This is a genomic window from Haloleucobacter albus (genome assembly GCF_052492075.1).
This window is the reverse complement of the sequence record NZ_JBQWAS010000023.1, coordinates 1-12,653: the sequence shown is the minus strand read 5'-3', so window position 1 is coordinate 12,653 and position 12,653 is coordinate 1. Positions and strand designations below refer to the sequence as shown.

At 60.6% G+C, this 12,653-nt stretch carries 11 protein-coding genes; 10 read left to right on the top strand and 1 reads right to left on the bottom strand.

Going from position 1 to position 12,653, the window contains the following annotated elements:
• Positions 1–55 precede the first annotated feature (55 nt).
• Positions 56–868: an HpcH/HpaI aldolase/citrate lyase family protein gene (locus ACT6QH_RS06710; protein ID WP_444974043.1), complete on the bottom strand. Its 813-nt coding sequence runs from the start codon at positions 866–868 to the stop codon at positions 56–58.
• A 318-nt stretch (positions 869–1,186) separates the two neighbouring features.
• Between ACT6QH_RS06710 and ACT6QH_RS06705 the strand changes: the two genes are divergently transcribed.
• From ACT6QH_RS06705 to ACT6QH_RS06660, 10 genes are all read left to right on the top strand, one after another.
• A complete protein-coding gene (locus ACT6QH_RS06705) occupies positions 1,187–2,341 on the top strand; it encodes a CaiB/BaiF CoA transferase family protein (protein WP_444974042.1) in 1,155 nt (384 codons plus the stop codon).
• A gap of 11 nt (positions 2,342–2,352) precedes the next feature.
• Positions 2,353–3,093 carry a class I SAM-dependent methyltransferase gene (locus ACT6QH_RS06700; protein ID WP_444974041.1) on the top strand — a complete coding sequence of 247 codons (741 nt, stop codon included), beginning with the start codon at positions 2,353–2,355 and terminating at the stop codon, positions 3,091–3,093.
• 138 nt (positions 3,094–3,231) lie between these two features.
• Positions 3,232–4,206, top strand: coding sequence for a LysR family transcriptional regulator (locus ACT6QH_RS06695; RefSeq protein ID WP_444974040.1), 975 nt, complete (start codon positions 3,232–3,234; stop codon positions 4,204–4,206).
• A 330-nt stretch (positions 4,207–4,536) separates the two neighbouring features.
• The gene (locus tag ACT6QH_RS06690) at positions 4,537–5,550 is read left to right on the top strand and encodes a TRAP transporter substrate-binding protein (RefSeq protein WP_444974039.1); all 1,014 of its coding nucleotides are present in this window, start codon (positions 4,537–4,539) and stop codon (positions 5,548–5,550) included.
• 200 nt (positions 5,551–5,750) lie between these two features.
• Positions 5,751–6,377: a TRAP transporter small permease gene (locus tag ACT6QH_RS06685; RefSeq protein ID WP_444974163.1), complete on the top strand. Its 627-nt coding sequence runs from the start codon at positions 5,751–5,753 to the stop codon at positions 6,375–6,377.
• Entirely contained in the window at positions 6,374–7,696 is a 1,323-nt protein-coding gene (locus tag ACT6QH_RS06680) for a TRAP transporter large permease (protein WP_444974038.1), read from the top strand. Before ACT6QH_RS06685 ends, ACT6QH_RS06680 begins: the two co-directional genes overlap by 4 nt.
• A gap of 117 nt (positions 7,697–7,813) precedes the next feature.
• Positions 7,814–9,355 carry a fumarate hydratase gene (locus ACT6QH_RS06675; RefSeq protein WP_444974037.1) on the top strand — a complete coding sequence of 514 codons (1,542 nt, stop codon included), beginning with the start codon at positions 7,814–7,816 and terminating at the stop codon, positions 9,353–9,355.
• A gap of 180 nt (positions 9,356–9,535) precedes the next feature.
• The gene (locus ACT6QH_RS06670; protein WP_444974036.1) at positions 9,536–10,699 is read left to right on the top strand and encodes an acyl-CoA dehydrogenase family protein; all 1,164 of its coding nucleotides are present in this window, start codon (positions 9,536–9,538) and stop codon (positions 10,697–10,699) included.
• Between the two features lie 10 nt (positions 10,700–10,709).
• On the top strand, positions 10,710–11,561 hold the full coding sequence (locus ACT6QH_RS06665) for an HTD2 family dehydratase (RefSeq protein WP_444974035.1): 852 nt from the start codon (positions 10,710–10,712) through the stop codon (positions 11,559–11,561).
• A gap of 532 nt (positions 11,562–12,093) precedes the next feature.
• A partial coding sequence (locus ACT6QH_RS06660) for a DUF4214 domain-containing protein (protein ID WP_444974034.1) occupies positions 12,094–12,653 on the top strand: 560 nt, incomplete at its 3' end.

Genomic DNA, 12,653 nt, shown 5'->3' with positions numbered 1-12,653 from the left:
ACACCAGATGGTCTTGTCCCGGCAATAACGTCTGGATCATCCCTCATTCAGCCCATCACATCTGTGACAAAGCCTCGCCCCCCGAACCATCGGCGCGCGCAAGAATGCGCTCAGCCCGCAAGCGCACAGGGGCGTCCACCATGGCGCCATCAACCTGAACGACGGCACCGCCCGCTTCCAAACTGGAGACAATGCGGCGGGCCCAGGCGATCTCCTCTTCCGAAGGCGCAAAGGCCGCCTGAACGGTCTCGACCTGGCGGGGATGGATGCAGAGTTTTCCCGCAAACCCCAGTTCCACGGCATGGAGCGTATCGGAGCGGGCCAGATCCATCTTGCCTACATCCGCTGTCACACCATCTATGGGGCCGGCCAATCCGGCAAGGCGCGCGGCCAGCACGAGTTCGCTGCGCGCCAGAAGCAGGGCATCACGGGTGTGGGCGCATCCCAGATCCGCCGCGAAATCAATGGAGCCGAAGCCAAGGCGCACCACGCCCGGCGCAGATGCAATCTCGCGCGCATGCGCCAGGCCCAGAGCGCTTTCAATCAGCGCCACCAGCGGCATCCGTCCACCCAGGGCGTCATTCAGCCTCGCCATACCCGCGGCGCTTTCCGCCTTGGGCAGCATCACCCCGGCCAGGGGCAAACGGGCCGCAAGGCGTACATCTTCCTCGTGCCAGCGCGTGCCATGACCATTGATCCGCAAAAGAATGCGCCCTGCGGCCGGAAATGCAGCAGAGATCGCCTCCCGCGCACTCTCCTTCTCGGCCAATGCGACGGCATCCTCCAGATCAATGATGACCACATCCGCTCCGGTCGCGAGCGCCTTGCCGAAGCGCTCCGGCCGCGTGCCGGGAACAAAAAGGGCCACCAAGCGCCCATCTCGCACGCATTGTTGCGCAGAAAGAACAGAAGAAGCGGGCACGGCGGACATGCGGAAGCCTTTGGCAAAAATGCGGATGCACAGTGAAGAGACTGTCCGCCACAGTGCCTTCCGGCTGACGCCGCGCAAAATAGGGAATTGCGCTCGCCCTCATAGCCACGGGCTATGGCCCCGATGGGAGGGGCTATATCGTTTTTCATTATGACAGCTAGGCCACACTCCTATTTGAAATCTGCTGCGCGCAAGGCAATCCTCTCTCAAATGCTCAAAAGCTCCCAGACCGCAGCGATACAGGACAATGACGCGATGCAACGTGATCTCGAAGGCGTGCTTGTCATTTCCGTCGAACAGGCAGTGGCGGCCCCCTATGTCTCCGGCCGGCTTGCAGACGCAGGCGCGCGCGTCATCAAGGTCGAGCGACCGGAAGGTGATTTTGCGCGCGGCTATGACACTCTGGTCCATGGCGAAAGCGCCTATTTCGTGTGGCTGAACCGGGGCAAACAATCCATCTGCCTTGATCTGAAGACCCCGGAAGATGCCGCTCTGCTTCATCGCCTGCTGGAACAGGCCGATGTGTTCATTCAGAACCTCGCCCCCGGCGCCATAGACCGGCTCGGCTTTGCCCCGGAGAAGCTGCGCCAGAACAACCCTCGCCTGATTACCTGTTCCATTTCCGGCTATGGAGATGAAGGGCCTTATCGTCAGCTGAAGGCCTATGACCTTCTCGTGCAGGCGGAAAGCGGGCTCTCCTCCATTACGGGCAATGAACATGGCTCTGCGCGGGTCGGTGTTTCAGTCTGTGATATCGCAGCCGGCATGACGGCTTTGCAGGCTGTGCTACAGGCCCTTTATGCTCGTGAACGCACAGGTGAGGGCCGCCATCTCGCCATCTCGCTCTACCATTCCCTGGCAGACTGGATGAACGTGCCCTACCTGCAATATGCCTATGGCGGCAAGGTGCCGGAGCGGGCGGGCCTCAAACACCCAACCATTGCACCTTACGGTGCCTATGCCTGTGGCGATGGCAAGGCCGTGCTGTTCTCCATTCAGAATGAGCGGGAATGGGCCATCTTCTGCGCGGATGTGCTGGGAGATGCGGAACTGGCGGCAGATCCACGATTTGAGAATAACAGCCTGCGTGTGACCAACCGCCCTGCGCTGGATGACATCATCGTGCAGGTCTTCTCTGCGGCCCCCCGTGAGGAGATGGTGGAGCGCCTTGAAAAGGCCCGTGTGGCATATGGCCGTGTCAGCACCATGGAAGATGTCGCGCACCATCCCCAAAACCGCTATGTGGAAGTGGAAACACCCACCGGCCCGGTTCGTTGCCTTGCACCCGGAGCACTGGTGAACAAGACCCTGCCGGAATTCGGCCCCGTGCCGGCTCTGGGCGCGAATACAGAGCAAGTGCGTGCGGAATTCGCCGCTCCGCCAGCAACCCGGCCGGAAACAGCGGCCTGAAGGAGCATCTCATGAGCGTTGATGCAGCCCCCGCCGCACAAGCTGAACTCACACGCCCGCCCGGCCGTCTGCCTCGGCCGGAAACAGCCACAATGGACGTTCTTCAGCGCTGGCTTGGTCCACTGGAGGGTCGCCAGATTCTGGATGCAGGCTGCGGCAATGGCGCACTTGCGGCCGCCCTTACAAAACGCGGTGCGCACGTCACCGGCATTGATCCGCAGGCCGAGGCCATCGCCACTGCCCGCGCGCGCCTGCCACAGTCCCGCTTCGAGCAGGCGGGCTCCGAGGCGGTACCATTCACCGATAACAGTTTTGATGCCGTGGTGCTGCTGAACTCCTTCCACCATGTCCCGCTGGACCTGATGCGCGCCGCCTTGCGCGAATGTGCGCGCGTCAGCCGCGGCCCGGTTCTCATCATTGAACCTCTGGCTGAAGGCCCCTTCTTCCTGTGCATGCAGCCGGTTGAAGATGAGACGGACATCCGCGCCGCAGCTCAGATCGCGCTGGCCGAGGCGGCCGCAGAAGGCGAAGTGCGTGTGCTGAATATAGGCGAATATGATGATGTCCGCCGCTTTGCAGACTCAGACGCCTTCCTTGCACGGGTGGTGCAAGTGGATCCGGCCCGAGCAGAGAGTGCAGTGCGCGAAAAAGACAAGGTTACAGATCTCGTCGCCCGATACGCCACAATAGTGGAAGGTGGCATCGCCCTGCCGCAACCACACCGCGCCCATCTGCTGACCCGGCCTTCCTGAAGGTTTTCCTCCAAGGGCCCTGCCACGCGTGCCCCGTGTTCACACGGGGTTTTCAGCTCTCCATATTATTTTGCTCTGCAACAAGCTTGCGCCTATAGTGCTTTCTTCTGCCCGCCAAGAGGCAGCCAAGGAAACACCATGGATCTGCGCCAGCTTCGTTATTTCGTCACCATCGTCGAGGTCGGGTCATTCTCCCGTGCTGCCCAGGTGCTGCATGTGGCACAGCCGGCCCTGAGCCAGCATGTCCGCAATATGGAGATGGATCTCGGCGTGGAGCTTCTGTTTCGCTCCCCACAGGGGGTGCGCGCGACAGAGGCCGGAGAAACTCTGGAGCGCCATGCCCGGCTGATCCTCAACCAGATGGAAGTGGCCCGCGAAGCTGTCAAAGGCGGACAGAACGAGCCCGAAGGTGAAGTGCGCTTCGGTCTTCCCGGCACTGTCAGCCAAATGCTCTGCGTTCCGCTCATCAGCGAGGCACGGCGGCGTTATCCCAAGATCAAGCTGCGGGTGGCGGAGGCCATGAGCGGCTTCGTTCTGGACTGGCTGCGCGAAGGTAAAATCGACCTTGGTGTTTTGTACCGCACCGTCAGTGACCGCAATCTGGAAGCCAGGCGTGTTTTGTCAGAGACACTGGCCCTTGTCGGCCCGGCACGGCCTGCCGGCGACCTGCTGGGCACGGATGAGCCCCCGCCCGGCCCGGTCTCCTTTACCACCGTGTCTCATCTCACACTGATCCTGCCCAGCCCCGGCCATGGCCTGCGCGCCCTGATTACCGAACAGGCCCAGGCTGAATCCGCCCATCTCAGCACCGTAATTGATATCGACACCTATGGGCAGATCAAGATGCTGGTCGAAGGGGGGCTGGGCTATTCCATCCTGCCTGTAGCCGCCGTGCAGGCGGAAGTTCAGGAAGGCAGGCTGCGGCAATGGCCGTTGGGCCAGCCCGTCCTCTCGCGCGACCTGCATCTGGTGCGACCGTGCGACCGCCCCCTCTCCAATGCCGTGCGCGCGATCGAAGAACTTGCCTATATCACCTTGATTCGGCTGGTTCAGGAAGGCGCATGGCCCGCCACGCTTGTGAACCCGGAAGAAGAATACAGCCGGAAATCATGACACGCCCCTGGGGGGGGTCCAAGCCGGTGCCAGGCGGGTGCCAGACGGCCTCCAAAACCGCCTCCCCCATCCAGCCACGCGCATCATCCCGGTTCATTGCCGAACCTCCGGGCTGATGTCGTGAGGCTGTCATGATCCATTTCCTTGGACATAAGGAAATGTGATAGCAACCAGCTTTAAATAGTCTTTGGTTCTGCCCCTTCCTGTTTGCAAAAGTCGCCTCCTGAAAGCCGCGTTCCTGACGGGGCTGCACCATTCAGAAGTCAGGCACAGGTTCTGGCCCGACACCTAAAAACAAGACCAAGGCACAAAGCCACGAGGGAGGAAAACATGAAAAAGATGATTTTCGGCGCGCTGTTCGCCACCGCCGCCATGCTGAGCGCCCCATCTGCGTTCGCGCAGACAGTCATCAAATTCAGCCATGTCACGACACCCGACACGCCAAAGGGGCGTGGGGCCGAGAAGTTCAAGGAACTCGCCGAGAAATACACCGACGGCCAGGTCAAGGTGGAAATCTTCCCCAATTCCCAGCTCTACAAGGACAAGGAGGAGATGGAAGCGCTCCAGCTTGGCGCCGTGCAGATGCTGGCCCCCTCTCTGGCCAAGTTCGGCCCACTGGGGGTGCGCGAGTTTGAAGTGTTCGACCTGCCCTACATTTTTCCGAACAAGGATGCGCTGCGCCGTGTCACCGAAGGTGAAGTCGGCCGTCAGCTGTTCGCCAAGCTGGAGCCCAAGGGCATCAAGGGGCTGGCGTACTGGGACAATGGCTTCAAAATCATGACAGCCAACTCCCCCATCACCAAGCCGGAAGATTTCCACGGCCTGAAGATGCGTATTCAGTCTTCCAAGGTTCTGGATTCACAGTTCCGCGCGCTGGGCGCATTGCCTCAGGTGATGGCCTTCTCCGAGGTCTATCAGGCCATGCAGACCGGCGTCGTGGATGGATCGGAGAATACGCCCTCCAATGTCTACACGCAGAACCATTATGAAGTGCAAAAGCACGGATTGGAAAGCAACCACGGCTATATTGGCTATGCGGTGATCGTGAACAAGCCGTTCTGGGATGGTCTGCCAGAAGACCTCCGCGTTCAGCTTGAAAAGGCCCTGGCGGAATCCACGGAATATGCCAATTCCGTCGCGCAGCGCGACAATAACGATGCCCTTGAGGCAATGAAGAAGTCCGGCCGGATTGATATCCAGAAGCCGACCCCGGAGGCCACCGCAGCCTTCCGCAAGGCGCTTGAGCCTGTCTATACCGAAATGTCCCGCCGCATTGGTCAGGGCACCATCGACGCCGTGCTCAACGCGGCCCAGCCTGACACCACCCAGCCCGAAGGCAAGTGATCCTGCGCGCGTGATCTCACAAGCAGGTCACGCGCCCCGGTTCCCGCCCATACGACCACGGCACATATGCCGGAGGTAATCCATGGCTGCGGCTGCGCCATGGTCATGGATCATCTCTGGCCGGGAGAGCGATGATGGATGAATCGCTGGATAAATTATACATAATGCTCGCCATTACCGCGCTCTGCTTCGCCCTGTACATGGCGTTGAAGGTTCGGGAAGACGGTGTACGCGCGGCATTCGTTCACATTCTCGACCATTTCGAGGAAGTACTGATTTCAGTGCTGATCGCAACAGCCACCCTGCTGATCTTCGTGGCTGTATGCCAGCGTTATGCTGCCAGCACGCGCTTTTTGTATCCTTATGTCTATCACATTAATCTGGGATGGACGCAGGAAGCCTGCATTCTGCTGTTCGTCTGGATGGCGAAGGTTGGCGCAGCTTACGGCGTGCGCACAGGCATCCATGTGGGTGTCGATGTGGTGATTAACCGGATGAGCCATCGTCCGCGAGGAGTGCTGATCCTGTTCGGCCTGCTGTGCGGCGCGTTGTTTACCGCGGTGGTCGGCTCCTTTGGCCTGAAATTCGTGATGGCCCGCTATGCCTTCGGCGACATGACACCGGAGATGGAACTCCCCTCCTGGCTCGTCTATCTCGCCATTCCCTTCGGCTCCTACCTCATGTGCTTCCGTTTCCTGCAAGTTGCCTGGACCTTCTGGCGGACAGGTGAGCTGCCTGTTCATGACCACACCCATGTTGATGGCCTGGACGACGATCTGCCCGGCGTGGAATCCTCCGATCTGTTTCCGAAGGAGAACGGCCGATGAGCGCCCTCATCATCTTTAGCCTGTTTCTTCTTTTACTTCTGACAGGCATGCCGATTTCGATCGCACTCGGCATGACGGTGCTGACATTCGTCTATACATTGACGAATATTCCCGTCGACATCGTGGCCCAGAAGCTTTTCACCGGCATCGAGAAGTTCGAGATCATGGCGATCCCGTTCTTCATCCTCGCTGGCAACTTCCTCACCCATGGCGGTGTGGCGAAACGCATGATAAATTTCGCCACCTCGCTCATCGGCCACTGGCATGGCGGCCTCGGTCTGGCCGGTGTGCTGGCCTGCGCCCTGTTTGCAGCGGTGTCCGGCTCTTCCCCGGCAACCGTGGCGGCTATCGGCGCCATTCTGCTGCCGGCCATGGTGCAGCAGGGGTTTCCCAACAAGTTCGGCGCCGGCATCATCACCACATCCGGCTCGCTCGGCATGTTGATCCCACCATCCATCGTGATGGTAATGTATGCTGTCGCCACGACCGGGCTCAACATGACAGGCCCCAATGGCGAGCGTGTCTCCTCCGCCTCCATTGGTGATCTGTTCATGGCCGGCGTAGTGCCGGGCCTGCTTCTGGCGATAGTTCTGGGTGTCACCACCTGGTACCGGGCGTGGAAGAATGATTATCCGCGCCTGCCCCGCGCCTCCATCAAGACCCGCTGGCTGGCGTTCCGCGAAAGCGTCTGGGGCCTGCTGCTGATCGTGCTGGTGATGGGCGGCATCTATTCCGGTGCCTTCACCCCAACGGAAGCCGCCGCCGTGAGCGCGGTCTATGCCTTCGTCATCGCCGTGTTCGTCTACAAGGACATGCGCCTGAAGGATGTGCCGCGGGTGTTGCTCTCCAGCGCCAACATGTCGGCAATGCTGCTCTATATCATCTCGAATGCAGCGCTGTTCTCCTTCCTCATGACCAATGAGGGCATTCCTCAGGTCATGACCCAGTGGATGGTGGATCTTGGCCTGGGATGGATCGGCTTCCTGCTCATGGTGAACATCCTGCTGCTTTTGGCCGGAAATGTGATGGAGCCTTCCTCCATCGTGCTCATCATGGCGCCGATCCTCACTCCGGTCGCCGTGAAGCTGGGCATTGACCCCGTGCATTTCGGCATCATGATGATCGTGAACATGGAAGTGGGGCTGTGCCACCCGCCAGTGGGACTCAATCTCTATGTGGCCTCGGGCATCAGCCGCATGGGCATATCCGAGCTGACCGTGGCAGTCATGCCCTGGCTGCTCGCCATGCTCGCCTTCCTGGCGGCCATTACCTACATCCCAGAAATCACGCTGTTCTTCCCGCGTATGCTCGGGATGTGATCCGAAGCAGATCCCGCTTCCCGGCTGCCGGTTCGTGCTGATGCGCACCGGCAGCCCCCTCCCCCCGCACACAGCGCCGCCAAACATGGAAAAGGGCGACGCACAATGGAGAGCCCCATGGCAGACATGGTGCGCATCAGCGGGGCAGACATCGTCACCAGCGTGGCCGATGCCCTGCAATATATCGCCTGCTTCCACCCGGCGGACTACATCGCCCATCTCGCCGCAGCCCATGCGCGCGAACAGTCCCCCGCCGCAAAAGATGCAATCGGGCAAATCCTCATCAATTCCCGCATGGCCGCATTGGGCCATCGCCCCATTTGCCAGGATACCGGGCTTGTCATCGCCTTTGTGAAGGTGGGCATGCAGGTGCGTATAGATGCCGAATGCGCCCTCGCCGATCTCATCCATGAGGGGGTGCGCCGGGCCTATGGCGACCCATCCAATCCGTTGCGCGCCTCCATGGTGGAAGACCCCCTGTTCACCCGCCGCAACACCCGCGACAACAGCCCCGCTGTGGTGCATACCGAGCTGGTGCCCGGCCATGCTCTGCACATCACGCTGGCGGCCAAGGGGGGCGGTTCTGAAAACAAGGCCCGCTTCACCACGCTCAACCCCTCCGCCTCGGTTGTGGACTGGGTGCTGAAAACCCTCCCCGAACTTGGCGCGGGCTGGTGCCCGCCCGGCATGGTGGGGCTGGGCATTGGCGGCTCGGCCGAGAAGGCCATGCTGCTCGCCAAGGAAGCGTTGCTCGAAGACATCAATATGAGCGAACTGCTGCGCCGTGGCCCCGCCTCACCCGAAGAGGAACTGCGCATCGAGCTTTATGAGAAAATCAACGCTCTCGGCATCGGCGCGCAGGGATTGGGCGGGCTCACAACCGTGGTGGATGTGAAGATCGCAACCTACCCCACCCATGCCGCTTCCAAGCCCGTGGCGCTTATTCCTCAATGCGCCGCAAACCGCCACGCGACCATCACGCTCGACGGCAGCGGGCCGGTTCAACTGGAGCCACCTGACCTTTCCGTCTGGCCTCAGATCACTCAGGATGCGGTGGCAGGCCATGCCCGCCGGGTCAATCTCGATACCCTCACCCTGGCAGAGGTCGCGCATTGGCAACCGGGGCAGAAACTGCTTCTGAACGGACATATGCTTACCGGGCGCGATGCGGCCCATCTGCGCATGGTGCAGATGTTGCGGGCCGGCACCCCCCTCCCCGTAAGCCTGAAAGGTCGGGTGATCTATTATGTCGGCCCCGTCGATGCTGTCGGCGATGAAGCCGTGGGCCCGGCCGGCCCCACCACCTCCACCCGCATGGACCCTTTCACGGAAGAGATACTCGCCGCCACCGGCCTTCTCGCCATGGTGGGCAAGGCCGAGCGCGGGCCACAGGCCATCGGGGCGATTGCGCGGCACAAGGCCGCCTATCTCATCGCCATTGGCGGGGCAGCCTATCTCGTCTCGAAGGCCATCAAGGCGTCGCGCGTGGTCGCTTTCGAGGATCTAGGCATGGAAGCGATCCATGAATTCCGCGTGGAGGACATGCCTGTTACGGTTGCAGTTGATGCAACCGGGCAGTCCATTCATGCGCTGGGTCCGGCCCTGTGGCGCAGCAGGATCGCAGCCGCCCGGCAGGTTCCCGACGCCCCTCCCGGATAGCACTTTTCACGATACACACGATCACTTTAATCACTTTCCTGAATAAACACGCACAATGCTAGGAGAGTGAGGAGCCATCCGGCGTGCCACCCGCCCCCGGCATTCCGGTCTCACCAGATCCGCGCCATTTGCGCCGGTTCAGGGGGCGCAATGACCAACACAGGTCGAGGACATCAAACCATGCAGACCATCGGGAGCGAGCTGTTTCAGGATATTCGCGACGCCGTACGGGCGTTGTGTGCGGATTTTCCCGCCGAATATCATCGCAAGGTGGATGAGGCGCGCGCCTATCCTGAAGAATTTGTAGACGCGCTCACCAAAGCGGGCTGGATGGCGGCGCTGATCCCGGAGGAATATGGCGGCTCCGGTCTGGGGCTCACCGAAGCCTCTGTCATCATGGAGGAAATCAACCGGGCGGGCGGAAACTCCGGTGCCTGTCATGGTCAGATGTATAATATGAACACGCTTGTGCGGCATGGCTCGGAAGCGCAGCGCCAACGCTACCTGCCCAAAATCGCCTCCGGGGAATTGCGCCTGCAATCCATGGGCGTCACCGAGCCCACCACCGGCACCGACACCACAAAGATCAAGACCACAGCCGTGAAACAGGGTGACCGCTATGTCATCAACGGCCAGAAGGTGTGGATCTCCCGCGTCCAGCACTCCGACCTGATGATCCTTCTGGCGCGCACCACGCCGCTGGATCAGGTGAAAAGGAAGTCCGAGGGGCTTTCCATTTTCATCGTGGATATCAAGGAAGCCATGGCCAAGGGGATGACGGTGCGCCCCATTCTCAACATGGTGAACCATGAGACCAACGAACTCTTCTTCGACAATCTCGAAATCCCGGAAGAAAACCTGATCGGCGAGGAAGGTCAGGGCTTCAAATACATTCTCACCGGTCTCAATGCCGAGCGCACCCTGATTGCCGCCGAATGTATTGGCGATGGCTATTGGTTTGTGGATCGCGCCACGGCCTATGCCAATGAGCGCGTGGTGTTTGGCCGGCCCATCGGCCAGAATCAGGGCGTACAGTTCCCCATTGCGGAGAGCTTCATCGAGATCGAAGCCGCAAACCTCATGCGCTATGAGGCCTGCCGCCTTTATGATGCGCACCAGCCCTGCGGCGCACAGGCCAATATGGCGAAACACCTTGCGGCCAAAGCCTCCTGGGAGGCTGCCAATATGTGCCTTCAGGCTCATGGCGGCTTCGGTTTCGCCTGCGAATATGATGTGGAGCGCAAATTCCGCGAGACGCGCCTTTATCAGGTCGCCCCCATCTCCACCAATCTGATCCTGAGCTATGTGGCCGAGCACGTGCTGGGCCTGCCGCGATCCTTCTGAGGAGCAAGACATGCCTCCTGAATTCGATATCGAACATCTGCGCGGCTGGATCGGACGCAGTGAAACCGCCACAGATACTGTAACGGAACGTCTCGTGCGCGAGATGCGGGTGACGCTGGACCAGCCGGCCGGCACACCGATGACAGGTGATGCAGCCATTCTCACCGCGCACTGGTGTCTGGCGCCGCCCACCGCACCGCTTTCAGCCCTGGGGCCGGATGGACACCCGGCGCGTGGCGGCTTCCTGCCACCTGTGCCTCTTCCCCGCCGGATGTGGGCCGGCGGGCGGCTGGAATTTCAGTCCCCCCTGAGGGTGGGTGATACTGTCACCCGCGCCTCGCGGATTGATGATGTTGTGGTGAAAGAAGGCCGCACCGGCACGCTGTGTTTCGTCACGGTGACACATGACATCAGCACGGAACGCGGCACCGCCGTGCGGGAACGGCAGGATATCGTCTATCGTGGCGTGGATGCGCCAACTGGCGGAAAAGGCCCGGCAGAAGCGCCCCGCCCCGCTACGTTCCGTGCGGAAGTGGACCCAAACCCGGTGATGCTGTTTCGTTACTCCGCCATCACCTTCAATGGCCACCGTATTCATTATGACCGCAGTTATTGCATGGAGGAGGAGGGCTATCCCGGCCTTGTCGTCCATGGCCCGCTTCAGGCGACATTGCTATCGGAATTTGCAGCCCTTCACCTCGGCGCACCTCCGGCCCTGTTTGATTTTCGCAGTGTACGGCCGATTTTCGATGGCGCGCCAATGACGTTGAATGCGGTTGAAACGTCGACCGGCCTTGATCTGTGGACAGCAGATGCCGAAGGGCGCCCCTGTATGTTGGCCCAAGCCTCCACCAGATCCTGAACGGCCATAAGTCCGCACGCTCTCACCAAAGAAAGCGCTGCACCAGCTTGAGATCAACTTTCAAGTGTTGATGCAGCGGCCTTTCGCGACAATCATCATAAAGCGAGTGCTGGCTCCCGCCCATAACGGCGCCACATCCGGCACCGGATAGCCTCGCCCGATGCCCTGCGCGACAGCATCGCGCTTGAAGGCGTCACTGCAATTACCAGCCCCCATCACGGCCTCCGTGCCTCAGAATCAGGAACGAAGGCATCCACAAATCCAGAGGCTATTCAGTGCGACACATAGCCCCATCCTATTGGGAGCTTTGAGCCTCTGGAATTCGGGGAAAGGTTCACAACCCAAAGATGATTGGTTGTGAACCTACAATTATTAATTGCATACGCGCAGCCGCATAGTGTATCTGCTGTACCTGTCTCGATGCCCTCCGGGGGCCTTCATCGAAAGCCCGGTGCGAAGGGGCGACGAATATCGCCATTCGCGCCTGTTTCGGGGAACCCGGATGCGCATCGAGTCCATCAAGAGGTTCAAGATGACACTTACTTCTGCCCAACAGATTTCCCAGCTCTATGTGGGCTACTTTGACCGCGCTCCCGATCCGGAAGGCCTGAACTACTGGATCGGCCGGCTGAACTCCGGCGAGATGACGATCAACCAGATCGCGCAGAGCTTCTCCGAGCAGCCCGAAGCTCTCCAGACCTATCCCTTCCTCCAGTATCCGAACCTGCTGGAAGGCGACACCAAGCAGTTCATCACCGAAATCTACCAGAACATGTTCAACCGCGCCCCGGACGCGGAAGGCCTTGCTTACTGGACCAAGCAGCTCACCTCTGGCGCCGTGCCGGTGGGTGACTTCATCGCCTCTGTGGCGTCTGGCGCGCAGAACTCTGCCGCGGGTCAGGATCTGACCACGCTGACCAACAAGACCGATGTTGGCCTGTCCTATGCCAACGCCGTGGCTCAGGCCGGCGTGGAATGGAACGTGGAAAGCGCCCATCTCGCCGTGACCGGCGTCAACGACACCCAGGCTTCCGTGATTGCTGCCGAAGCTGGCATCGTTGTGTTCGTCGAAACCGGCTACTGGCCGGGCAC

Coding starts and splice junctions, on each gene's coding strand:
- ACT6QH_RS06705 (WP_444974042.1), top strand. CDS start 1,187: ATGCAACGTGATCTCGAAGGCGTGCTTGTCATTTCCGTCGAACAGGCA.
- ACT6QH_RS06700 (WP_444974041.1), top strand. CDS start 2,353: ATGAGCGTTGATGCAGCCCCCGCCGCACAAGCTGAACTCACACGCCCG.
- ACT6QH_RS06695 (WP_444974040.1), top strand. CDS start 3,232: ATGGATCTGCGCCAGCTTCGTTATTTCGTCACCATCGTCGAGGTCGGG.
- ACT6QH_RS06690 (WP_444974039.1), top strand. CDS start 4,537: ATGAAAAAGATGATTTTCGGCGCGCTGTTCGCCACCGCCGCCATGCTG.
- ACT6QH_RS06685 (WP_444974163.1), top strand. CDS start 5,751: ATGGCGTTGAAGGTTCGGGAAGACGGTGTACGCGCGGCATTCGTTCAC.
- ACT6QH_RS06680 (WP_444974038.1), top strand. CDS start 6,374: ATGAGCGCCCTCATCATCTTTAGCCTGTTTCTTCTTTTACTTCTGACA.
- ACT6QH_RS06675 (WP_444974037.1), top strand. CDS start 7,814: ATGGCAGACATGGTGCGCATCAGCGGGGCAGACATCGTCACCAGCGTG.
- ACT6QH_RS06670 (WP_444974036.1), top strand. CDS start 9,536: ATGCAGACCATCGGGAGCGAGCTGTTTCAGGATATTCGCGACGCCGTA.
- ACT6QH_RS06665 (WP_444974035.1), top strand. CDS start 10,710: ATGCCTCCTGAATTCGATATCGAACATCTGCGCGGCTGGATCGGACGC.